A 19714-nucleotide genomic window follows, 5' to 3' on the forward strand; every position below is an offset into this window, starting at 1 on the left:
GGGTCACCGACATGCATCGAGGCGGAGTTTAAAGCGCAGCACCGGGAAAAAGCACTATGGCACGCTCAGCCCTTCTCAACGTCATGGTCCAGGCCGCAATGAAGGCCGGCCGCTCGCTGTCGCGCGACTTCGGCGAAGTGCAGAACCTGCAGGTCTCGATGAAAGGCCCCGGCGACTATGTCAGCCAGGCCGACCGCAAGGCCGAGGACATCGTCTTTGCCGAACTGTCCAAGGCACGGCCGGGCTATTCCTTCCTGATGGAGGAGCGCGGTGCGGTCGAAGGCGACGACGGCCAGCATCGCTGGATCGTCGACCCGCTCGACGGCACCACCAATTTCCTGCACGGCATTCCGCTCTTTGCCGTTTCGATCGCGCTGGAGCGCCAGGGCCAGATCGTCGCCGGCGTCATCTACAATCCGGCGATGGACGAACTCTACACCTGCGAACGCGGCGGCGGCGCCTTCATGAACGACCGCCGCTTGCGCGTCGCTGGCCGCATCAAGCTGGTCGACACCGTGATCGGCTGCGGCATGCCGCATCTCGGCCGCGGCCACCACGGCAATTTCCTGGTCGAACTGCGCAACGTCATGGCCGAGGTTTCCGGGGTCCGCCGCCTCGGCTCCGCCTCGCTCGATCTTGCCTATGTCGCCGCCGGCCGCATGGATGGCTTCTGGGAAACCGGCCTGTCGGCCTGGGACATCGCCGCCGGGCTGCTTTTGATCCGCGAGGCGGGCGGCTTCGTCTCCGACATGGACGGCGGCCAGGACATGCTCGACAACGGTTCGGTCGTCGCCGGCAACGAGGTCATCCAACGCGCTTTGCTTAAGGCCGTCAAGAAGCCGCTCTCGGCGCGCTGACAGGCACGCCGCGCTGATGCGCCGCAGTCGCAAAACCGCAACGAAAAGCTTGAAATACTGCCCGGCATGCGCCCAAATTGGAGGGCGCGGTGCAGGAACCCGGCTTAGTGAGAGACAACGAACCCTACCCCGATATCCCGTTCATCGGACGCTGGCACTATTCGCGTGCCGAGATGATCGCAGACGGTGTCGTCCACGCGGTCGGCATCGTGCTGGCGATATCGGCCGGTTCGGCACTGCTGGCGCTGGCGGCGTTCCGTGTCGGACCGGGCGAATACATCGCCGCCGCCTTCTACGTGGTTTCGCTGCTCACCGTGCTCTCGGTGTCGATGACCTACAATCTGTGGCCGGTGTCGTCGCCGGCAAAATGGGTGTTGCGGCGTTTCGACCACGCCGCGATCTATCTGCTGATCGCCGCGACCTACACGCCTTTCCTGGCGCAGCTCGAAGGCTCGCCGCTGGCGCGCTGGATGATCGTGCTGGTCTGGACCGCGGCAGTGCTGGGCATTGCCATCAAGGTGTTCTTTCCCGGCCGTTTCGACCGGCTGGCGATCGGCTTCTATCTCGCCATCGGCTGGAGCGGCATCATCCTGGTCAAGCCGCTTGTCCAGACACTGCCGACGACATCGATAGCGCTGATCGTCGCCGGCGGCATCGTCTATTCCTGCGGCGTCATCTTCTTCGCCTGGAAGGGGCTGCGCTTCCACAACGCGCTGTGGCACGGTTTCGTCGTCACCGGCGCCGGCCTGCATCTGGCCGCCATGGTCGACTGTCTGGTCATCAATCGCCTCTGACACTATCGACGCGGCAATATTGCCAAGCGCCATTCAATTTGGTCACAATTCCGTTTAGAGTCGCGGTTTACGTGATCGGCGGCGGCATCGGAAACGGGGCACGGATGGCTTTTCTCAGATCCTTCGGCATGGGCAGACGTTCTGATGTCCTGATCTACGACCCGCATAAACTATCGAGCCCGCAGGTCTTTTTGCTGACCATGGTGATCTTCCTGGTCATCGTCGCCTTCATCGCCGCCATTCTGACCCGACAAATCTCGACCGCCTTTGGCAGCAATCCCGGCCTCAATGGCCTGATCGTCGGCGTGCTGGTGGTCGGCATCCTTTTGGCCTTCGCCCAAGTCGGGCGACTGTTTCGCGAAGTGCGCTGGGTCAACTCCTTCCGTGCCGGCTCTGAGACGACCGAACCGGTGCTGCTGGCGCCGATGAAGGCGATGATCGGCCGTTCCTCGGCGATGGCCTTCTCGACCAGTTCGATGCGCACCATGCTCGATTCCATCGCCACCCGCCTCGACGAAAGCCGCGACACCTCGCGCTATCTCGTCGGCCTGCTGGTGTTCCTCGGCCTGCTCGGCACCTTCTGGGGCCTGTTGAACACCATCGGCTCGATCCGCGAGACCATCGAATCGCTCGATCCCGGCACCGGTGACGCCGCCGCGGTGCTCGATTCCCTGAAGCAGGGGCTTTCCGCGCCGCTGGCCGGCATGGGCACGGCCTTCTCGTCCTCGCTGTTCGGCCTCTCCGGCTCGCTGGTGCTCGGCTTCCTCGACCTGCAGGCCGGCCGCGCCCAGACGCGCTTCTACACCGAACTGGAAAACTGGCTGTCCTCGGTGACCGACCTGTCGTCGGACATCGTCGTCGCCGACCCAGCCAAGACCGAATCCTCCGACGAGATCCGGGTGCTGTCGGAACGGCTGCGCAGCATGCAGGAGAATGGCGGCGGCTCCAACCCGCGCGTCGCCACCGCCATGGCCAATCTCGCCGACGGCATTTCCGGCCTGGTCAAGAACATGCGCTCGGAACAGCAGATCATGCGCGACTGGGTCGAGGCCCAGTCCGACGAGCAGAAGGCGATGCGCAACACGCTGGAAAAGATCGCCGATGCCCTGAAGAAGCCCGGAGTGCACTGAAGTGGCACTCGCCAGGGGCCGGCGCACCGATCGCCGCATCGACTACTGGCCGGGCTTCGTCGACGCGCTGTCGACGCTGCTTTTGGCCATCATGTTCCTGCTCACGGTCTTCGTGCTGGCGCAGTTCCTGCTGGGACGCGAAATCTCCGGCAAGGATACGGCACTCTCGCGCCTAAACTCCCAGATCAACGAACTGACGCAGCTGCTGGCGCTGGAGCGCTCGACGGCGCAGGACAAGGATGACTCGCTGGCCAATCTGCAGGCATCGCTGTCGGCGGCGGAAGCGGAAAGGAGCCGGCTCCAGCAATTGCTGGCGCAAGGTGCGGGCGCCGGCGACGCCGCCAACCAGCGCGCTGCGGCGCTCGGCGGCGAACTCGACAGCCAGCGCCAGATCAGCCAGCAGGCACTGAGCCAGGTCGAGATCCTCAACCAGCAGATCGCGGCACTGCGCAAGCAGATCGGCGCGCTCGAGGATGCGCTCAACGTCTCCGAAATCCGCGACCGCGATTCAAACACCAAGATCGCCGACCTCGGCCGTCGCCTCAACGTCGCACTGGCGCAGCGCGTGCAGGAATTGAACCGCTACCGCTCCGACTTCTTCGGCCGTTTGCGCGAAATCCTCGCCGACCGCGAGAACATCCGCATCGTCGGCGACCGCTTCGTCTTCCAGTCGGAAGTGCTGTTCCCGACCGGCTCCGAGGTGATCAACGATGCCGGCAAGGTCGAGATGAAGAAGCTCGCCGACGCCATCATCGAGCTGCAGAAGGAAATCCCGCCCGAGATCAACTGGGTGCTGCGCGTCGACGGCCACACCGACAACAAGCCGCTCTCCGGCGCCGGCCGCTACCGCGACAATTGGGAACTGTCGACGGCCCGTTCGACCTCGGTGGTGAAATTCCTGATCGAAAACGGCGTGCCTGCCAACCGGCTCGTAGCCGCCGGTTTCGGTGAGTTCCAGCCGCTCGACCCCGCCGACACCGAAGAGGCGCGCAACAAGAACCGCCGTATTGAACTGAAGCTCACCGAACGTTGATCCATGATCACGCGAACTCACGCGAACTTGTTCGTCGGCTCAACTCCAGGGCGCATATCGAGGCCGGCAAGGCCTGAAAAGATTATCTTTTTTTAATTACACATTGTCGCGGGGCGGTCCTAGCTTGCCGCCCGGGCCGAGAACCGCCGGCGATGAATCCCCCTCATCGCGACGCGACGGAACCGGACGACCCAAGGCCGGAAGGCAGGCGGACAACCGCCGCTTTCCTCTACAAGAGGAGACGCGTGATGCGCTCTTTCAAGACCTCGCTTAGAACTGCTACACTCACGGCGTTCCTCATCGCCGTTCCGCTTGCCGGTGCCTATGCCGCGGGCCATCACAAGGGCGCTCTCGACGCGACCGATCCGACCGACATGACTGGCCCGCGTGTCGAGGCGCTTATCGCACAGGTGCAGGGCGTCCGGCAGGGCATCGTGGACGCAAGACAGGCCAACAACATCACCCCGGCCGTGGCGGAACGCCTGGAAATGCGCACGGCCCACATCAGTCAGGCGGCAGAGAAAGTCGCCGCGTCCTATCATGGCAGGATACCGGCCGCGCAATACCATGACCTGTTGCGTCGTATCGACAATGTCGACCAGCGGTTGATGATCGATACCGGCAGTGGTTTCCTGATCGGCGACGGCGCCGACGGCGGCAATTACCCGAACGGCTAAACGGTCCAAGAGGACGGCTGAAACGGTCCAAGAGGAAGGGACCGCCTGACGCCTTCGGGGGCCTCCCGCGGGCGTCCTTTTTACCAGCCGAGCCACACCGCGATCAGGGCAGCCGCCGCCGGCACGGTCTGGATGAACAGGATCTTGCGCCCGACCGTTGCCGCGCCATAGAGGCCGGCAATGGCCACGCAAGCCAGAAAGAAGACTTTGACCTGGAAACCGGCCGCACCAAGGTATAACCCCCAGATGAGCCCGGCGGCGAGGAACCCGTTGTAGAGTCCCTGATTGGCGGCGAGCACTTTCGAGGCACTGGCGAATTCCCGGGTCAGGTTGAAAGCCTTGTGTCCGCGCGGCGTGTCCCACAGCACCATCTCCAGATAGACGATGTAGGCATGGATCAAGGCCACCAGCCCGACCAGGATGTTGCCGATCATTTTTTCCCCCCTTGATGTGTTGCCGGCAGCATTTCATGCGCGGCCTCGCCTGCGCAAGGTGCATCTGCTGGACGGCGTCTGAGGGTTGCCAACGCCTTTGCGTTGGTATCTTTTCGCGCCGTCCCCAATCACGGAAGCCGCCATGTCCTTTCAGAAACTCGATAATCTCGGCCACAAGCTCAAGCACTCGAGCATGCGCTGGCCATCCTCGGTGCCGACGAGGCCACCCACATGGCCGTCGGCGGCGGCGAGAAGCGTGCCGAGGCGATGTCGGCACTGGCCGGCATGTATCACACCAGGGCAACGGCGCCGGAGATAGCAGACTGGATCGCCGCGGCAGAGCAGGAAGCGTTGGGTGAAGAGCAGCGCACCGCGGTCTCGGAACTGCGGCGCCAATATACCAACCTGACCTGCCTGCCGGTCGAATTCGTCGAACGCCAGACGACCGCGCGCATGCGTTGCGAGCAGCTGTGGCGCGGCCTGCGCGGCAAGAACGACTGGGCAGGCTTCCAGCCGGCGCTGGAGGGCGTCGTGGCGCTGGTGCGCGAGGAGGCGGCGCTGCGTGCCGATGTGCTCGACCTAGCCCCCTATGACGCGCTGATGGAGCAATACGACCCCGGCAACCGCACCGCCGACATCACGCCAGTCTTCACCGACCTGAAGGCTTTCCTGAAAAGCTTCGTGCCGGAGGCGCTGGCGGTCCAGGACGCGCGGCTGCGCAAGCGCCCGCTGAAGCCGCTCTCAGGCACCTATGCGATCGACCGGCAGCGCGAGCTCGGCCTTGCCATGATGGCGGCGGTCGGCTTCGACCTGACACACGGGTCGCTGTCGGTGTCGCACCATCCTTTCTGCGGCGGCGTGCCGAGCGACGTGCGCATCACCACCCGCTACAAGACGTCCGACTTCCTGTCGGCGCTGATGGGCGTGCTGCACGAGACCGGCCATGCGCTCTACGAACAGAACCTGCCCAAGGCATGGTCGCACTGGCCGCTCGGCAAGGCGCGCGGCATGGCCGTGCATGAAAGCCAGAGCCTGTTCGTCGAAAAACAGCTCGGCCGCAACCCGGCCTTCTGGAACTGGGCGCTGCCGGTGGTTGAAAAGCATCTCGGTGAGGCCTGGTCGCTCGACGATATCCTGCCGCATGTGCATCGCGTCGAGCGCGGCCTGATCCGTGTCGATGCCGACGAGGTGACCTACCCCCTGCATGTCATCCTGCGCTACGAACTGGAGCAGGAGCTCGTCGCGGGCCGGCTGGAGGTCGCCGACCTGCCCGAAGCCTGGGACGCCAAGATGCGCGATTACCTCGGTCTTTCCACCATCGACAATCCCGCCGACGGGCCGATGCAGGACGTGCATTGGCCAGGGGCCGCCTTCGGCTATTTCCCCTCCTATACGCTGGGCGCGATGATGGCGGCGCAGCAATGGGCGGCGCTGACGCGGGATCATCCTGCCGCCGATGACGATCTCGCCAAAGGCAATTTCAAGGCGATCAACGAGTGGCGCCGCGAAAAAATCTGGTCGCAGGGATCACGCTGGTCGACGCCGGATCTGCTCGAACGCGCTACCGGCGAAAAGCTCAACGCCACCTATTTCGTGAACCATCTGAAGCAGCGATACGGAGCCGTATAGTGGCTGCCGGCACAGCGGCAGATGTTTCTGCCTACTCCGCCGCGCCCCTGAAAGCACTGGCGCCGGTTTCGAACTGCAGCTTGGCCAGCCGCGCATAGATGCCGCCCTTGGCGACAAGGCTTTGATGCGTGCCTTCCTCGACGATCGAGCCGCCATCCATGACCAGGATCCTGTCGGCCTTCAGCACCGTTGCCAAGCGGTGGGCGATGACGATCGTGGTGCGGCCCTGCATTAGCCGTTCCAGCGCCGTCTGCACCAGCGTCTCGCTTTCGGCGTCGAGGGCGGAGGTGGCCTCGTCGAGCAGCAGGATCGGGGCGTCGCGCAGGATGGCGCGGGCGATCGCAACCCGCTGGCGCTGGCCGCCTGACAGCGTCACGCCGCGCTCACCGACCTGGCTGTCATAGCCTTTTTCCAGCTTGAGGATGAATTCATCGGCAAGTGCATCCTTCGCCGCCGTCTCGATTTCGGCCTTGCTGGCTCCCGGCCGGCCGAAACCGATATTGTCACGCGCGCTTGCCGCGAAAATGGTGACGTCCTGCGGCACGATCGCGATGCGATGGCGGACCGAAACGGGATCGGCCTCGCGCACGTCGACACCGTCGATCAGGATCTTGCCTGTTTCGGGATCGTAGAAGCGCAGGATCAGTGAAAACACCGTGCTCTTGCCGGCCCCTGACGGCCCGACGATCGCCACCGTCTCGCCCGGCATGACCTGAAAGCTCAAGCCGTGCACGGCGGCGCGGTCGGGCCTTGCCGGGTAGGAGAAGGAGACATTGTCGAAGACGATCGCGCCCTTGGCGACGGCCGGCAGCGGTTTCGGATCGGCGGGAGCCTGGATCGCCGGCTTCTCGGCCAGGATCTCGGTCAGCCGTTCGGCGGCACCCGCCGCTTGCGCGAGCTCACCCCACACTTCCGACAGCGCCCCCAGCGCGCCGGCGGCGAACACCGAATAGAGCAGGAACTGGCCGAGCGTACCCGGCGATATCGAGCCTTCGAGCACGTCGCGCGAGCCGAACCACAGCACCGCCACAACGGACGAGAAGATGGTGAAAATGGCGAAGAAGGTAAGGAAGGAGCGCGCGAAGATCGAGGAGCGTGCCGCCTCGAAAGCAGCTTCCACCGCGGCCGAGAAATGCCCGGTGACCAGCTTCTCATTGGTGAAGGCCTGCAGCGTGCGCACCGCGCCGATCTGTTCGCTGGCATAGGCCGTGGCATCGGCCAGCGTATCCTGCGCCTGGCGTGACTTGCGCCGCACCGAGCGGCCGAAGGCGACCAGCGGCAGCACGATGACGGGTATAGCCGCAATGACGAGGCCTGACAGTTTCGGGCTGGTGATGACCATCATCCCCACCGCGCCAAGACCGAGGATTACGTTGCGCAGCGCCACCGAGGCCGTCGCTCCGACCGCCGACTTGACCTGCGTCGTGTCGGCGGCAAGCCGCGACACGATCTCGCCCGACTGGGCGGTGTCGAAAAAGGCAGGCGACAGCGTCGTCACATGGGCAAACACATCGCGCCGGATATCGGCGACGACGCGCTCGCCCAGCGTGATGACGAAATAGTAGCGGCCGGCCGATGCTGCCGCCAGCACGGCGGCCATCGCCACCAGAGCGGCGAAATATTCGGCGATGAAGGTGGTGCTGGCCGACGAGAAGCCATGATCGATCATGCGTCGCACCGCCAGCGGCAGCGCCAGCGTGGTTGCCGCCGCGATGACCAGCGAGATAATGGCGCCGACGACCAGTGTGCGATAGTGCGTGATGTACGGGAACAGGCGCCGGAGCGGCTTGAGCGAACGCCGGCGCTCGTCTGCGCTGGTGATTTGCGCCATCCCGATGTTTCCTCCAGCCGCCCTTGGGGTCTACGCCTCAATATGCGCTTGCCGCGGCCTTGTGATTCAATTCCGGCTGATGTATAGGCTCGCCGACCGTTTTAGAAGCCGTGGCTCCTCAATAGCTGCGGCTTCGAGTTTTAAAAAGAGGCGCATCGACGCAGGCTTATGCCCGTCGGCAGCGCCGTCAAGCCAGGAACCGAGCCATGAAGAGCGCTATTCATCCCGACTACCACACCATCAAGGTCGTCATGACCGATGGCACCGAATACACGACCCGTTCGACCTGGGGCAAGGAAGGCGATACGATGAACCTCGATATCGACCCGACCACCCACCCGGCCTGGACCGGCGGCCAGCAGACCCTGCTCGACCGCGGCGGCCGCCTGTCGAAGTTCAAGAAGCGTTTCGAAGGTTTCGGCATCTAACTCAACGAGCTTTCACAGATCGAAAACCCGTCCTTGTGGCGGGTTTTTTGTTGCGGCGCGGCGCTACTCGGCCAGCAATTCCCTTAGCGCCATGCGCTTGTAGGCGGCGACCAGCCTGTCGCCCTCCTGGCGCTCAACCGAGATCGCCAGCCGCATGGCGGCCTCGCCCATCTGCCAGACCAGAAACGCCGTGGTTTCCAGTGTCGCCGGATCGACCGCCGGCCGCAGCCGTTTCAGCACCGCGGTGAGGAATTCGGCGTTGGCGCGGCTGTCGGCGAGTTCGAGTTGGCGCAGCGCCTTGTCGGCCTGCGTGCCCGACCAGATGTCGCGCATCACCGGCTCGGCCAGGAACAGCCGGTAATAGATGTCGACTAACTCTGAAAACGCGGACTGCAGGCCTTCGGCGTCGCTGACGCCGGCGAGTGCCGCCGAGATGCAGGCTTGGCTTTCGGCGGTGTAGCGCTCGGCCAGCGCCCAGATGATCGCCCGCTTGTCCGGAAAGAACTGGTAGAGCGAGCCGATCGACACACCGGCCCGTTCCGCCACTTCTCCCATGCGCATGGCATCGCTGCCTTGCTCGGCGATCAGCGCCGAGGCAGCCGCCAGCATGCGCTCGACCCGCTCGCGGCTGCGCTGCTGGCTCGGCGCCCGGCGCGGTGAAGCAACCTGCTCCTGCGGGGAAACGGGGGCTGCCGTGTCTTCCAATGACTGACTCCAAATGCATCAAAATCGCTTGACTCACAAAATACGAGGGTTTATCACGTTTTGCAAACGTGAGGATTATTCATGTTTTGGCGCGAAGGAAAACATAACGGGCATATGGAGCAAATGACATGATCGCGAAACTTCTTCCCACCCTCATCTTCATTGCCGCACTCGGCTCAGGCGTCGTCGGCGGCGTCTTCTTTGCTTTCTCCAGCTTCGTCATGCCGGGCCTCGCCCGCATGCCGGCCGCAAGCGGCATTGCCGCGATGAATTCGATCAATGTCACAGCTGTGACCCCGCTGTTCATGACAGCGCTGTTCGGCACGGCGCTCGTCTGCATCGTTGTCGCCATCGGTGCGGTGATTGGCTGGAGCCAGCCGGGTTCGCTCTGGCTGATTGCCGGCAGCCTGCTCTATCTCATCGGCATCGTGGTGGTGACGATGATCTTCAACGTCCCGCTGAATGATGCGCTCGCCGCCGTCGATCCAGCCAGCAGCAATGGCGCAGCCCTGTGGCCACGCTACCTCAATGAATGGGTGATGTGGAACCATGTCCGCGCCATCAGCGGCATGGCCGCGCTGGCATCCTTCTGGTTCGCCACGCGTTGACGACGATGGAGCGACCGATGAAGGATCAATACGCAAATATGGCCTTCGGCATGGCAATCGGAGTTGGTGTCGGTGCCGCGATCGGCACCGCTCTGGATGACCTTCCGATGGGCGTCGCCGTGGGTATTGCGATTGGCGCCGCCTTCGGTGCGTGGCCACGCAAGTGACGGCAGCGCCGGCGACCTCTACGCCTTTGTCTTCCGATCGGAATGACCGAGGTCGCGATCCGGGTCGATGACGTCGCGGACCAGTTGCTTCAGTTTGGCCGCGTCCGGAAAACCGCCGTCGCGCTTGCGGTCCCAGACCAGCACGTCATTGCAGCTGATGGTGAAGATGCCCCCAGTGCCGGGCACCAATGTCACCTCGCCGAGATCGGTGCCGAAGGTCGACAGCAGTTCCTGAGCCATCCAGCCGGCGCGCAGCAGCCAATGGCACTGCGTGCAGTAGGTGATGCGGATGGCGGGGAGTATCTGCTCGCTCATGCCGGGCTTCCGCTCATGCCGCGCTGAGCTTGGCCATGGTCTCGTCGTCGACTTCAAAGTTGGCGTAGACGCTCTGCACGTCGTCGTCGTCCTCGAGCGTGGCAACCAGCTTCATCAGCGACTGTGCCCGGTCCTCGTCGACCGGAACATTGTTTTGCGGCTTCCAGACCAGCTTCACCGATTCCGCCTCGCCGAGTGCGCCTTCCAGCGCCTTCGAGACCTCGCCGAGATTTTCGAAGGCGCAATAGATCGTGTGGCCTTCCTCATCCGACTCGACATCATCGGCGCCGGCTTCGATTGCCGCGTCCATGACCTTGTCGGCACTGCCTGCGGAGGCCGGATAGTAGATTTCGCCGGCACGGTCCCACATGAACGACACCGAGCCGGTTTCACCGAGCGCTCCGCCGGCCTTGGTAAAGGCGGCGCGCACATTCGACGCCGAACGGTTACGGTTGTCGGTCAGCGCTTCGACGATGACCGCGACGCCGCCCGGGCCATAGCCCTCATACCGCACGGCTTCGTAGTTCTCGGCGTCGCCCATCGAGGCCTTGTTGACGGCACGCTGGATGTTGTCCTTCGGCATCGACACCGCCTTGGCGTTCTGGATCGCAAGGCGCAAGCGCGGGTTCATCGATGGATCGGGCGTCCCGCTCTTGGCGGCGACGGTGATTTCGCGCGCCAGCTTGGAAAACATTTTCGACCGCACCGCATCCTGGCGGCCCTTGCGGTGCATGATGTTCTTGAACTGTGAATGGCCGGCCATGGCACCCCTGTCGTCTTCTCGGCTAGAGCATCCCGAAGCGAAGTGATCTGACCTCGTCTGCCGCAATGCCCGAATTCAAAATTTCAGAGCGTCCCAGGTGCAACTCGTGGAAGCACGACGTTCTCTGTCGGAATGGCCGGCTTATAGATAAATCGGCTCAATTCGTCCAGCCGCACCGCGCAAGACATGGCACTGCATGGCATGCTGCGACCGCTCACGCCTCGAGATCCGACTTCAGCCGGTCGATGATGCTGAGCGCATGACCGGCATACTGGCTGATCCAGCGATCATGGATCTGCTTGATCGGCAGCGCGTTGAGATGGTTCCAGCGCTCGCGGCCGTCGCGCCGCGCAACGATCAGGTCGGCCTCCTCCAATACCTTGAGATGCAGCATGACGGTGCAGCGATCGATGTCGGGAAAGGCCTCGCACAGCATGCCGGTCGTCCTCGGCGCGTCCTTCAGCTGATCCAGTATTTCACGCCGGCGCGGATGCGCCAGCGCCTTGAAAACATTGTCGTCTTGCGATCGGCTTGACATGTTATCTTTCTATAACATATTGTTGGGCCGATCAAGGGAAGGAGTTGTGGATATGTCACTTGGATTCAGTGTTTCCGGACGCATCGGCAAGCCGGTCGCCGACGTCTTCGACGCGGTCGTCAATCCAAAGAAACTGAGCGGCTACTTCACCACGATCGGCGGCGCCAGCGCCCCGCTGGAAGCTGGCACCGGCGTCGTCTGGTGGGGCAAGGTGCCGGTCGAGGTCGACGAAGTGGTCAAGGACAGCCGCATCGTGCTGCGCTGGGATGCCACCGACGCCGACGGCAAACCCGCCTACAAGACCCGTATCGAGATGAATTTCGAGCCGCTGGACGATGGCGGCACCTTCGTCACCATCGCCGAGAGCGGTTGGCAGGAAGGCGCGGTCGGCCTGAAGAAGTCCTACCTCAATTGCGAGGGCTGGTCGCAGATGCTGGCCTGCATGAAGGCCTATGTCGAATACGGCATCAATTTGCGCGACGGCTACTATCGCAGCGAGATGAAGGGCGAACCCGCCAACGAGACCAATATCTGAGCCACCATGGGGAGGATGGAGATCCGCGATGAAGAAAGTAACGCCATTCCTGATGTTCGAGGGCAAGGCCGAAGAGGCAATGACGCTCTATTGCGAGACCATTCCCGGCAGCGGCGTCCTTGACGTCACAAATTACGGCCCCGGCGAAGATGGCCCGGACGGAACGGTCAAGCTGGCGCGCGTGTCGATCGCTGGCCTGGAAGTCATGGTCTTCAACAGCCCCGTGCACCACGCCTTCACGTTCACGCCGTCGGTCTCGCTCTATGTGGACTGTTCCTCAGAAGAGGAGCTGAACCGAATTGTCGAGACACTGGCCAAGGACGGTGGGTTTCTGATGCCGCCCGACAGTTACGGCTTCAGCCGCCGTTTCGCATGGCTCAACGACAGGTTCGGGGTCTCCTGGCAGATCAATCTCGCATGACTGGTCTGGGCAAGGGCGACCAACAACAGCTGAACACGACAACGGAGCCAGCTATGACCACGAAAATCACCGGCGGCATCAACATCGCCATGAAGGTGCCGCCGCACCAGTATCAGGCGACGATCGCCTTCTACCGCGACGTCGTCGGCCTGAAGCCTTTCACGGACAAGGCGCCGGCCATCGGCTTCGAGCTTGGCCCCAACCGTCTGTGGATCGACGAGGCGCCGATGATGAGCCACGCCGAAGTGTGGCTGGAACTGTTCACCAAGGATTTCCCCATGGCTGCGGATCATTTAGCCAAGGCTGGCGTTGTGCGTTGCGATGCCATCGAGCCCCTGGGCGAGGGCTTCCGCGGCGGCTGGATCACCAACCCCGCCAATATCATCCACATGCTGCGCGAACCGGACGCCTGGTGAGCGCCAAGCCACGAAAGGAGCATCCGATGGACATCCAGAAAAACCGACCGCCGAAGCCGGCATGCTGATCCGGCGGCCTGTCGCCGAGGTGTTCGAGGCCATCGTCGACCCCGCCATTACAACGAAATTCTGGTTCACTCATGGCAGCGGCCGGCTGGACAGCGGCAAGCAGATCCGCTGGGAATGGCGCATGTACGGCGTGTCGACGACGGTCGACGTCAGCGAGATCGTCGCGAACGAAAAGATCGTCATGCAATGGAGCGATCCGCCGACCACGGTGGTCTGGACCTTCACCGAAATGCCCGACGAGACGACTTTTCTCGAGGTTCGCAATTTCGGCTTTGCCGGCAATGGCGACGAGCAGGTGAAAGAGGCCGTCGGCTCAACCGGCGGCTTCACGCTGGTACTGGCCGGCGCCAAGGCGTGGCTGGAACAGGGCCTGACGCTCGGCCTGATCGGCGACCGTCACCCGAAGGGCGTGCCGGCTAACTAAATCGGATCAACCTCGCCGCTTTTCCTGTTCGGTCACATGATGGCGAAGTACGCGATTGATTTCGGTTTGATAGCCACCGCCTCCGACATGTTCCTTAAACCAGGATAGCACATCGGCATCGAGCCTAATGGTGACCGGCTGCTTGAGTGGTCGGTAAAGATGTCCACGGCGAGCATGAATCCAGTTCTCGGCCGGAGCTTCTGGAATGTCCGAGGTATCAATCTCGCTGTCGGGCAAATCGGCCAGCTTGGCAAGTTGATTGCGCAGATCCTGGCTAAGGTCCTTCCTGTTCATAGCGCTTCCTTTCATGCGTTGTCGCTTTCCGAGCACCAACGATCCGAACCCGTTCTTCATCTTCGCGACCGGGGTAGGTATGCACAACCAGCAATACCGCGACAGCCTCAATCATCCCGATCGCGTGCCATCGTTGCTCACCATCTTCAAACCGGTCAGGCACGATGAGATGGAGCGGATCATCGAACACCTTTCGTGCAAGATCAAAGGCGATGCCGTGCTTGGCAAGATTGCGCCTCGCTTTTTCAGGATCCCATTCAAACTGCAAAGTAGCACCATCGACTACAGTATTGTATGTACAAATCCGTAAAAGTCAATCCAAACGCGGCATGCGCCCAAGCCCAAGCTCAGTGCCCGCCACCCGATTTCGCCTTCCTACGTCGCCGCGCCAGCATGTTGAGTCCCTCGACCAATGCCGAAAAGCCCATCGCCGCATAGATGTAGCCCTTGGGCACATGGTAGCCCATGCCGTCTGCGATCAGTGTCATGCCGATCATCAGAAGGAAGCCCAGCGCCAGCATGACAATGCTCGGGTTCTTGGCGATGAAGTTGGCCAGCGGCCCGGCCGCCAGCATCATCACGCTCACCGCCACGATCACGGCGATGTACATGATGGCGATCTCGTCGGTCATGCCGACGGCGGTGATGATCGAATCGATCGAGAAGACCAGGTCGAGCAGCAGGATCTGGAAGATCGCGCCGGCAAGGCTGATCTGCAGCGTCTCGCCCATCATCGTATCCTTGTGGTCGTCGGGATCGACCGTGTGATGGATCTCCTTGGTCGCCTTCCAGACCAGGAACAGGCCGCCGGCAATCAGGATCAGGTCGCGCCAGGAAAAACCGTGGCCGAAGGCCGTGAACACCGGCGTGGTCAGCTGGACGATGATCGAAATGGTGGCCAGCAGCACCAGCCGCATGATCAGCGCCGCCGAGATGCCGAGCCGGCGGGCACGGGCCCGTTGTGCTTCCGGCAGCTTGTTGGTCAGGATCGAGATGAAGATCAGGTTGTCGATGCCGAGCACGACCTCGAGCACAATCAGCGTCAGCAGCGCGACCCAGGCGGTCGGGTCGGACACGAATTGGAAATGCGGCGCCAGGAATTCGATGAGCTGCATGGAGGTCGTCCCCTCTTTTAACGATCTAGAGCAGTGTCGCCGGCAGTTAGGTACTAAGCGTGCCTATATCAATGTCAGGACCAGAAGGACGGTGCGGTTTCTTCCAGCCGTGGCCCGCGACGAAACGGCGCGATCCGCTCGGTCAGCCCTGTGCGGTCGGAAATATCGACGCCAACGCCGCACAAGGTCGCCGGTCCGGTCGCCGCCTCGAAGCGGCCTTTCGGCACCTTCGACAGGAACCGGTTGAGCGGCTCCTCCTTGTCCATGCCGAGCGAGGAATCGTAGTCCCCGCACATGCCGGCGTCGGACATATAACCGGTGCCGCCGTTGAGGACCTGGTGATCGCCGGTCGGCTGGTGGGTGTGGGTGCCGACGACGAGGCTGGCGCGGCCGTCGACGAAATGCGCGAAGCACATCTTTTCCGAGGTCGCCTCGGCGTGGAAGTCGATAATCACGGCATCCGCCTGCTCGCCGAGCGGACAGGCGGCAAGCTCGCGTTCGCCGGCCTGGAACGGATCGTCGAGCTCGGGATGCATGAACACCCGGCCCATGATGTTGGCGACCAGCACGCGCGCGCCGCTCCTGGCGATATAGACACCGGAGCCGCGCCCGGGCGTGCCCTTGGGAAAGTTGGAGGGACGCAGGAAGCGCTCTTCGCGCGGCGCGAAGGCGAGCGCGTCGCGTTGGTCCCAGACATGGTTGCCGGTGGTGACGACATCAGCACCAGCGGCGATCGTCTCGCGAAAGATATCTTCGGTGATGCCGAAGCCGCCCGCGGCGTTCTCGCCATTGACGATGACGAAATCGAGTTTGAAGTCGGAGATCAGGCCGGGCAGTTGTTCCCACACCGCCGTCCGTCCTGTCTTTCCAACCATGTCACCGAGGAAGAGAAGTCTCATATGATCCCGCACCGAAGGTCAGCGAAAGCTGCATGACGCCAGTGAAGATCATGCGTCCCTTGTACTTATCTACAATTTTGGCGCGAAGCGGCGCAACCCGCTCTCGGTCAGTATTTCCGGAATGACGACGTCATGTTCCTCATCCGGCACCATTGCCACCTCCTGGCAGTCGAAGGCGATGCCGACCAGCCGCGGCGGCTGTCCCTTGTCGATCAGCTTGGCGATGGCGCGGTCGTAATAGCCGGCACCATAGCCGATGCGATGGCCGCGCGCATCGAAAGCGGCGAGCGGCACCAGCATCACAGAGGGGTCGAGCACCTCGGCTTCCTCGTGAGGGCCGACCGTGCCGAAACCCATCTCGACCATCGGCGCGCCGCGCACCAGTTCGCGAAAGACGATGGTGGTCTTGTCGAGAATGGCCGGCAGGCAAAGCCGCGCGCCCTTTTCACGCAAGGCAAACATCAACGGCCGAACGTCGACTTCGGAACGCATCGGCCAGAAGCCGGAAACGATCTGGCCCGGCTCGACGTGGAGGAGATCGCGTGCCGTCTCGGCCATTTCAAGCGCGACCTCCACCCGCCAGAATTCATCGAGCGCATCGCGGCGTCCGAGGGCCTCACGGCGAAGCTGCTTTTTCAGGTCTTTGAGAGAGGTCATTCAGCCAGGCTAGAAAAGGTCAGATCTGGATGGAGTTTTGGGAGCGACGTTTTCCACCGCAATCATCCACCGAAATGCGGGACGCGTGGCAATAAGTGACGATCCACACAACCGGTGGAGAGAGCGATCCCGGGAACCTACAAAGTAGGTGGGCGCCGTGTGAGAAAACCCACGGGTCTTCCCAGGGACAGCTCCCTAAGGATCGTTAAGGCCCCGGGGAAAATGTTCTCCTGCCGGGAAGCACAGACCGTCCCGCCCAATATAGGCTGCCGGCCGGCTAAGCGCCAGTGAGACGGGCATATGTTTCCATCAGGGTTCAAGCCCATTCGTCGCGGCCGGCGCACCCTTGCACAGGGTGAGCCGCGTCCTTACGGTTGCCATGATCAACCGAGGAGCAAGAATGCGTTTCGAAGGCACGGCGGCCTATGTCGCCGACAAGGATCTGATGGTGGCCGTCAACGCGGCGATCGCGCTGGAGCGGCCCTTGCTGGTCAAGGGCGAGCCAGGCACCGGCAAGACGGAGCTGGCCCGCCAGGTGGCGTCAGCACTTGGCCTCGACCTCATCGAATGGCACGTCAAGTCGACCACCAGGGCGCAGCAGGGCCTTTACGAATATGACGCCGTCTCGCGCCTGCGCGACAGCCAGCTTGGTGACGAGCGCTTCAACGACATCAGGAACTACATCAAGCGCGGCAAGCTCTGGGAGGCGTTCGCCGCCGGCAGGAAGGTCGTGCTTTTGATCGACGAGATCGACAAGGCCGACATCGAATTCCCCAACGACCTCCTGCAGGAACTCGATCGGATGGAGTTCTTCGTCTACGAGACCGGCGAAACCATCCGCGCCGCCGTCAGGCCGATCGTCATCATCACCTCCAACAACGAGAAGGAGTTGCCGGACGCGTTCCTGCGCCGCTGCTTCTTCCACTACATCCGCTTTCCCGACGTCGACACGCTGCATAGAATCGTCGATGTCCACTATCCCGGCATCAAGCAGAACCTGGTGCGCGCGGCGCTGACCCAGTTCTACGAAATCCGCGACGTGCCCGGCTTGAAGAAGAAGCCGTCGACCTCCGAGGCGCTCGACTGGATAAGGCTGCTGGTCGCCGACGACATCGCGCCGGAAGATCTGCGCGCCGATCCGAAGAACGCCCTGCCCAAGTTGCATGGCGCATTGCTGAAGAACGAGCAGGACGTGCATTTGTTCGAGCGGCTGGCGTTCATGGCACGAAGGCAGCAATAGGTAGCAGCAGCGCTTTCGCTTCTGTGGACCGTTGCCAGCAGCCGAACAGGCAGGCAGCCTCGGCCAAACCTTCAGAGGAGATGACATGGCTGAGATTATCGTCCGCCCGCTCGCGCAGTCCGACCGCGCCGATTGGCGGCGGCTGTGGACCGACTACCTCACCTTCTATGAGACGAAGCTGCCGGAAGAGGTCTACGCCATCACCTGGAAGCGGCTGTTCACCGAGGGTGAGTTCGAGCCGAAAGGCTTCATCGCCACGCTGGACAGCAAGGCGGTTGGCCTCACCCACTATCTCTACCACCGCTCAGGCTGGTCGGAAAAAAACAACTGCTATCTGCAGGATCTGTTCGCCGACCCTGACGTGCGCGGCAAGGGCATTGGTGCTGCGCTGATCGAGGCAGTAAGACAAGAAGCCGCGAAAATCGGCGTCAAGAACGTTTACTGGATGACGCACGAAACCAACACCACCGCGCGCAAACTCTACGACCATGTCGCGCGCCGCACCGGCTTCATCGAGTATGATCTGCTGTAGATAGACAATGTTCATCCCCTTCTTCCTCGAACTGAAGGCCGCGCGTGTTCCCGTTTCGCTCAGGGAATATCTGTCGCTGCTGGAGGGACTGGAAGCCGGGCTGGTCGACTACGACGTCGAAGGTTTTTATTACCTCGCCCGTGCGGTGCTGGTGAAGGACGAGCGCCATATCGACCGCTTCGACCAGGTGTTTGCGCATGTCTTCAAGGGCATCGAAGCGCTGGGCGGGCCGGATGCCGTCGATGTCGCTGACATTCCCGAGGAATGGTTGCGCCGCATCGCCGAAAAGCACCTGACCGACGAAGAGAAAAAACTGGTCGAGGCGCTGGGCGGTTTCGAGAAATTGATGGAGACCTTGAAGCAGCGGCTGGACGAGCAAAAAGGCCGCCACCAGGGCGGCTCGAAATGGATCGGCACCGGCGGCACCTCGCCCTTCGGCGCCTATGGCTACAATCCCGAAGGTGTGCGTATCGGCCAGCATGAAAGCCGCAACCGCCGCGCGGTGAAGGTGTGGGACAGACGTGAGTTCAGGAATTTCGATGATGCCGTCGAACTCGGCACCCGCAACATCAAGATCGCGCTGAAGCGCTTGCGTCGCTGGGTGCGCGAAGGCGCCGAGGAGGAATTCGACCTGCCCGGCACCATCCACGCCACCGCCGAACATGGCTATCTCGACGTGCAGACGCGGCCCGAACGGCGCAACGCGGTGAAGCTTTTGATGTTCTTCGATGTCGGCGGCTCGATGGACGACCACATCAAGAGCGTCGAGGAGCTGTTCTCGGCCGCCCGCGCCGAATTCCGCCAGCTCGAATATTTCTATTTCCACAACTGCCTCTATGAGGGTGTGTGGAAGGATAATCGCCGCAGGCATGCCGAGGTGATTCCGACCTTCGACCTCCTCCACAAATATGGCCCGGACTACAAGGTGATCGTCGTCGGTGACGCCTCGATGAGCCCTTACGAGATCGCTCATCCCGGCGGTTCGGTCGAGCACTGGAATCCGGAGGCAGGCAGTGTCTGGCTCGGCCGTCTGCTGCAGCAATGGCCGAACGCGGTATGGCTGAACCCCGAAGACCCCAAGAACTGGGGCTACACCCATTCGACTGCGATGATCCGCGACATCTTCGGCGGCCGCATGTTCCCGCTGACTTTGGCCGGGCTTGAGGGCGCGACCAGGCAGCTTTCAAGAAAACACTGAAAGAC

26 protein-coding genes, 1 other RNA gene and 1 pseudogene are annotated in these 19714 nt (G+C 62.5%); 16 read left to right on the forward strand and 12 right to left on the reverse strand.

Annotation, left to right across the window (positions count from 1 at the left end):
- Nucleotides 1-56 precede the first annotated feature (56 nt).
- The 5 genes from NKH95_RS09935 (at nucleotide 57) to NKH95_RS09955 (ending at nucleotide 4491) form a co-directional block, all read left to right on the forward strand.
- The gene (locus NKH95_RS09935; RefSeq protein ID WP_352554258.1) at nucleotides 57-857 is read left to right on the forward strand and encodes an inositol monophosphatase family protein; all 801 of its coding nucleotides are present in this window, start codon (nucleotides 57-59) and stop codon (nucleotides 855-857) included.
- A 107-nt stretch (nucleotides 858-964) separates the two neighbouring features.
- A complete protein-coding gene (gene trhA, locus NKH95_RS09940) occupies nucleotides 965-1651 on the forward strand; it encodes a PAQR family membrane homeostasis protein TrhA (RefSeq protein ID WP_352554259.1) in 687 nt (228 codons plus the stop codon).
- Nucleotides 1652-1755: 104 nt separating this feature from the next.
- The gene (locus NKH95_RS09945) at nucleotides 1756-2781 is read left to right on the forward strand and encodes a MotA/TolQ/ExbB proton channel family protein (protein ID WP_013529124.1); all 1026 of its coding nucleotides are present in this window, start codon (nucleotides 1756-1758) and stop codon (nucleotides 2779-2781) included.
- 1 nt (nucleotide 2782) lies between these two features.
- Nucleotides 2783-3814 (forward strand): peptidoglycan -binding protein, encoded by a 1032-nt coding sequence (locus NKH95_RS09950; RefSeq protein ID WP_023811834.1) that lies wholly within the window; start codon nucleotides 2783-2785, stop codon nucleotides 3812-3814.
- Nucleotides 3815-4062: 248 nt separating this feature from the next.
- Complete coding sequence (locus NKH95_RS09955; RefSeq protein WP_352629184.1) at nucleotides 4063-4491, forward strand: hypothetical protein; 429 nt, start codon at nucleotides 4063-4065, stop codon at nucleotides 4489-4491.
- 80 nt (nucleotides 4492-4571) lie between these two features.
- On the opposite strand, the gene NKH95_RS09960 is transcribed toward NKH95_RS09955, so the two are convergent.
- Complete coding sequence (locus NKH95_RS09960) at nucleotides 4572-4925, reverse strand: DUF1304 domain-containing protein (protein WP_352554260.1); 354 nt, start codon at nucleotides 4923-4925, stop codon at nucleotides 4572-4574.
- A 142-nt stretch (nucleotides 4926-5067) separates the two neighbouring features.
- On the opposite strand from NKH95_RS09960, the pseudogene NKH95_RS09965 reads away from it, so the two are divergent.
- A pseudogene (locus tag NKH95_RS09965) lies at nucleotides 5068-6554 on the forward strand (carboxypeptidase M32).
- A gap of 31 nt (nucleotides 6555-6585) precedes the next feature.
- On the opposite strand, the gene NKH95_RS09970 reads toward NKH95_RS09965, so the two are convergent.
- The gene (locus NKH95_RS09970; protein ID WP_352629180.1) at nucleotides 6586-8385 is read right to left on the reverse strand and encodes an ABC transporter transmembrane domain-containing protein; all 1800 of its coding nucleotides are present in this window, start codon (nucleotides 8383-8385) and stop codon (nucleotides 6586-6588) included.
- Between the two features lie 206 nt (nucleotides 8386-8591).
- On the opposite strand from NKH95_RS09970, the gene rpmE reads away from it, so the two are divergent.
- On the forward strand, nucleotides 8592-8813 hold the full coding sequence (gene rpmE, locus NKH95_RS09975) for a 50S ribosomal protein L31 (RefSeq protein ID WP_023811830.1): 222 nt from the start codon (nucleotides 8592-8594) through the stop codon (nucleotides 8811-8813).
- Nucleotides 8814-8876: 63 nt separating this feature from the next.
- On the opposite strand, the gene NKH95_RS09980 is transcribed toward rpmE, so the two are convergent.
- The gene (locus tag NKH95_RS09980; protein WP_352554263.1) at nucleotides 8877-9518 is read right to left on the reverse strand and encodes a TetR family transcriptional regulator; all 642 of its coding nucleotides are present in this window, start codon (nucleotides 9516-9518) and stop codon (nucleotides 8877-8879) included.
- A gap of 128 nt (nucleotides 9519-9646) precedes the next feature.
- Here NKH95_RS09980 and NKH95_RS09985 point away from each other — a divergent pair, with 128 nt between their 5' ends.
- Both NKH95_RS09985 and NKH95_RS09990 read left to right on the forward strand, forming a co-directional pair.
- Nucleotides 9647-10126, forward strand: a complete 480-nt coding sequence (locus tag NKH95_RS09985; protein ID WP_352554264.1) for an anthrone oxygenase family protein — start codon at nucleotides 9647-9649, stop codon at nucleotides 10124-10126.
- Between the two features lie 5 nt (nucleotides 10127-10131).
- Nucleotides 10132-10293: a glycine zipper domain-containing protein gene (locus tag NKH95_RS09990; RefSeq protein ID WP_502895188.1), complete on the forward strand. Its 162-nt coding sequence runs from the start codon at nucleotides 10132-10134 to the stop codon at nucleotides 10291-10293.
- Between the two features lie 18 nt (nucleotides 10294-10311).
- On the opposite strand, the gene NKH95_RS09995 is transcribed toward NKH95_RS09990, so the two are convergent.
- The 3 genes from NKH95_RS09995 to NKH95_RS10005 all read right to left on the reverse strand — a co-directional run bounded on the left by NKH95_RS09995 (nucleotide 10312) and on the right by NKH95_RS10005 (nucleotide 11909).
- Complete coding sequence (locus NKH95_RS09995; protein ID WP_352440973.1) at nucleotides 10312-10608, reverse strand: Rdx family protein; 297 nt, start codon at nucleotides 10606-10608, stop codon at nucleotides 10312-10314.
- A gap of 13 nt (nucleotides 10609-10621) precedes the next feature.
- Entirely contained in the window at nucleotides 10622-11371 is a 750-nt protein-coding gene (locus tag NKH95_RS10000) for a YebC/PmpR family DNA-binding transcriptional regulator (protein ID WP_352891435.1), read from the reverse strand.
- A gap of 214 nt (nucleotides 11372-11585) precedes the next feature.
- Nucleotides 11586-11909 carry an ArsR/SmtB family transcription factor gene (locus tag NKH95_RS10005; protein ID WP_352793036.1) on the reverse strand — a complete coding sequence of 108 codons (324 nt, stop codon included), beginning with the start codon at nucleotides 11907-11909 and terminating at the stop codon, nucleotides 11586-11588.
- A gap of 52 nt (nucleotides 11910-11961) precedes the next feature.
- Between NKH95_RS10005 and NKH95_RS10010 the strand changes: the two genes are divergently transcribed.
- The 4 genes from NKH95_RS10010 (at nucleotide 11962) to NKH95_RS10025 (ending at nucleotide 13774) form a co-directional block, all read left to right on the forward strand.
- The gene (locus tag NKH95_RS10010; RefSeq protein ID WP_352554266.1) at nucleotides 11962-12444 is read left to right on the forward strand and encodes an SRPBCC domain-containing protein; all 483 of its coding nucleotides are present in this window, start codon (nucleotides 11962-11964) and stop codon (nucleotides 12442-12444) included.
- A 28-nt stretch (nucleotides 12445-12472) separates the two neighbouring features.
- Complete coding sequence (locus NKH95_RS10015; protein WP_352554267.1) at nucleotides 12473-12865, forward strand: VOC family protein; 393 nt, start codon at nucleotides 12473-12475, stop codon at nucleotides 12863-12865.
- A 53-nt stretch (nucleotides 12866-12918) separates the two neighbouring features.
- On the forward strand, nucleotides 12919-13281 hold the full coding sequence (locus NKH95_RS10020; RefSeq protein ID WP_352554268.1) for a VOC family protein: 363 nt from the start codon (nucleotides 12919-12921) through the stop codon (nucleotides 13279-13281).
- 61 nt (nucleotides 13282-13342) lie between these two features.
- A complete protein-coding gene (locus NKH95_RS10025) occupies nucleotides 13343-13774 on the forward strand; it encodes an SRPBCC family protein (RefSeq protein WP_352793039.1) in 432 nt (143 codons plus the stop codon).
- 6 nt (nucleotides 13775-13780) lie between these two features.
- On the opposite strand, the gene NKH95_RS10030 is transcribed toward NKH95_RS10025, so the two are convergent.
- The 6 genes from NKH95_RS10030 to ssrS form a co-directional block, all read right to left on the reverse strand.
- Complete coding sequence (locus tag NKH95_RS10030; protein ID WP_023811818.1) at nucleotides 13781-14068, reverse strand: BrnA antitoxin family protein; 288 nt, start codon at nucleotides 14066-14068, stop codon at nucleotides 13781-13783.
- Nucleotides 14049-14336, reverse strand: coding sequence for a BrnT family toxin (locus NKH95_RS10035; RefSeq protein ID WP_081734874.1), 288 nt, complete (start codon nucleotides 14334-14336; stop codon nucleotides 14049-14051). The genes NKH95_RS10030 and NKH95_RS10035 overlap by 20 nt, the downstream gene beginning before the upstream one ends.
- A gap of 79 nt (nucleotides 14337-14415) precedes the next feature.
- Nucleotides 14416-15183 (reverse strand): TerC family protein, encoded by a 768-nt coding sequence (locus tag NKH95_RS10040; protein ID WP_031213449.1) that lies wholly within the window; start codon nucleotides 15181-15183, stop codon nucleotides 14416-14418.
- Nucleotides 15184-15257: 74 nt separating this feature from the next.
- Entirely contained in the window at nucleotides 15258-16082 is an 825-nt protein-coding gene (locus tag NKH95_RS10045; RefSeq protein ID WP_023811815.1) for a TIGR00282 family metallophosphoesterase, read from the reverse strand.
- A 69-nt stretch (nucleotides 16083-16151) separates the two neighbouring features.
- Nucleotides 16152-16739: a 5-formyltetrahydrofolate cyclo-ligase gene (locus tag NKH95_RS10050; RefSeq protein WP_023811814.1), complete on the reverse strand. Its 588-nt coding sequence runs from the start codon at nucleotides 16737-16739 to the stop codon at nucleotides 16152-16154.
- Between the two features lie 96 nt (nucleotides 16740-16835).
- Nucleotides 16836-16991, reverse strand: a non-coding RNA gene (gene ssrS / locus NKH95_RS10055) — 6S RNA.
- Between the two features lie 148 nt (nucleotides 16992-17139).
- On the opposite strand from ssrS, the gene NKH95_RS10060 reads away from it, so the two are divergent.
- The 3 genes from NKH95_RS10060 to NKH95_RS10070 all read left to right on the forward strand — a co-directional run bounded on the left by NKH95_RS10060 (nucleotide 17140) and on the right by NKH95_RS10070 (nucleotide 19709).
- Nucleotides 17140-17979 (forward strand): AAA family ATPase, encoded by an 840-nt coding sequence (locus tag NKH95_RS10060; RefSeq protein ID WP_023811813.1) that lies wholly within the window; start codon nucleotides 17140-17142, stop codon nucleotides 17977-17979.
- A gap of 85 nt (nucleotides 17980-18064) precedes the next feature.
- Nucleotides 18065-18511, forward strand: coding sequence for a GNAT family N-acetyltransferase (locus tag NKH95_RS10065; protein ID WP_352611384.1), 447 nt, complete (start codon nucleotides 18065-18067; stop codon nucleotides 18509-18511).
- A 7-nt stretch (nucleotides 18512-18518) separates the two neighbouring features.
- The gene (locus NKH95_RS10070) at nucleotides 18519-19709 is read left to right on the forward strand and encodes a vWA domain-containing protein (protein WP_352611383.1); all 1191 of its coding nucleotides are present in this window, start codon (nucleotides 18519-18521) and stop codon (nucleotides 19707-19709) included.
- Nucleotides 19710-19714 lie beyond the last annotated feature (5 nt).

Origin of the sequence: Mesorhizobium sp. M0848 (genome assembly GCF_040319805.1) — a bacterium.
Lineage (GTDB): Bacteria > Pseudomonadota > Alphaproteobacteria > Rhizobiales > Rhizobiaceae > Mesorhizobium.

Excerpts from the sequence above, each read along its gene's own strand:
- NKH95_RS10065 (WP_352611384.1), top strand. The coding sequence starts at position 18,065 with ATGGCTGAGATTATCGTCCGCCCGCTCGCGCAGTCCGACCGCGCCGAT.
- NKH95_RS09935 (WP_352554258.1), top strand. The coding sequence starts at position 57 with ATGGCACGCTCAGCCCTTCTCAACGTCATGGTCCAGGCCGCAATGAAG.
- NKH95_RS10045 (WP_023811815.1), bottom strand. The coding sequence starts at position 16,082 with ATGAGACTTCTCTTCCTCGGTGACATGGTTGGAAAGACAGGACGGACG.
- NKH95_RS10060 (WP_023811813.1), top strand. The coding sequence starts at position 17,140 with ATGCGTTTCGAAGGCACGGCGGCCTATGTCGCCGACAAGGATCTGATG.
- NKH95_RS10015 (WP_352554267.1), top strand. The coding sequence starts at position 12,473 with ATGAAGAAAGTAACGCCATTCCTGATGTTCGAGGGCAAGGCCGAAGAG.
- rpmE (WP_023811830.1), top strand. The coding sequence starts at position 8,592 with ATGAAGAGCGCTATTCATCCCGACTACCACACCATCAAGGTCGTCATG.
- NKH95_RS10010 (WP_352554266.1), top strand. The coding sequence starts at position 11,962 with ATGTCACTTGGATTCAGTGTTTCCGGACGCATCGGCAAGCCGGTCGCC.
- NKH95_RS09955 (WP_352629184.1), top strand. The coding sequence starts at position 4,063 with ATGCGCTCTTTCAAGACCTCGCTTAGAACTGCTACACTCACGGCGTTC.
- NKH95_RS09990 (WP_502895188.1), top strand. The coding sequence starts at position 10,132 with ATGGAGCGACCGATGAAGGATCAATACGCAAATATGGCCTTCGGCATG.
- NKH95_RS10050 (WP_023811814.1), bottom strand. The coding sequence starts at position 16,739 with ATGACCTCTCTCAAAGACCTGAAAAAGCAGCTTCGCCGTGAGGCCCTC.
- NKH95_RS10005 (WP_352793036.1), bottom strand. The coding sequence starts at position 11,909 with ATGTCAAGCCGATCGCAAGACGACAATGTTTTCAAGGCGCTGGCGCAT.
- NKH95_RS09945 (WP_013529124.1), top strand. The coding sequence starts at position 1,756 with ATGGCTTTTCTCAGATCCTTCGGCATGGGCAGACGTTCTGATGTCCTG.
- NKH95_RS09995 (WP_352440973.1), bottom strand. The coding sequence starts at position 10,608 with ATGAGCGAGCAGATACTCCCCGCCATCCGCATCACCTACTGCACGCAG.
- NKH95_RS10030 (WP_023811818.1), bottom strand. The coding sequence starts at position 14,068 with ATGAACAGGAAGGACCTTAGCCAGGATCTGCGCAATCAACTTGCCAAG.
- NKH95_RS09985 (WP_352554264.1), top strand. The coding sequence starts at position 9,647 with ATGATCGCGAAACTTCTTCCCACCCTCATCTTCATTGCCGCACTCGGC.
- NKH95_RS10020 (WP_352554268.1), top strand. The coding sequence starts at position 12,919 with ATGACCACGAAAATCACCGGCGGCATCAACATCGCCATGAAGGTGCCG.
- NKH95_RS09970 (WP_352629180.1), bottom strand. The coding sequence starts at position 8,385 with ATGGCGCAAATCACCAGCGCAGACGAGCGCCGGCGTTCGCTCAAGCCG.
- NKH95_RS10000 (WP_352891435.1), bottom strand. The coding sequence starts at position 11,371 with ATGGCCGGCCATTCACAGTTCAAGAACATCATGCACCGCAAGGGCCGC.
- NKH95_RS10040 (WP_031213449.1), bottom strand. The coding sequence starts at position 15,183 with ATGCAGCTCATCGAATTCCTGGCGCCGCATTTCCAATTCGTGTCCGAC.
- NKH95_RS10025 (WP_352793039.1), top strand. The coding sequence starts at position 13,343 with ATGCTGATCCGGCGGCCTGTCGCCGAGGTGTTCGAGGCCATCGTCGAC.
- NKH95_RS10070 (WP_352611383.1), top strand. The coding sequence starts at position 18,519 with ATGTTCATCCCCTTCTTCCTCGAACTGAAGGCCGCGCGTGTTCCCGTT.
- NKH95_RS09960 (WP_352554260.1), bottom strand. The coding sequence starts at position 4,925 with ATGATCGGCAACATCCTGGTCGGGCTGGTGGCCTTGATCCATGCCTAC.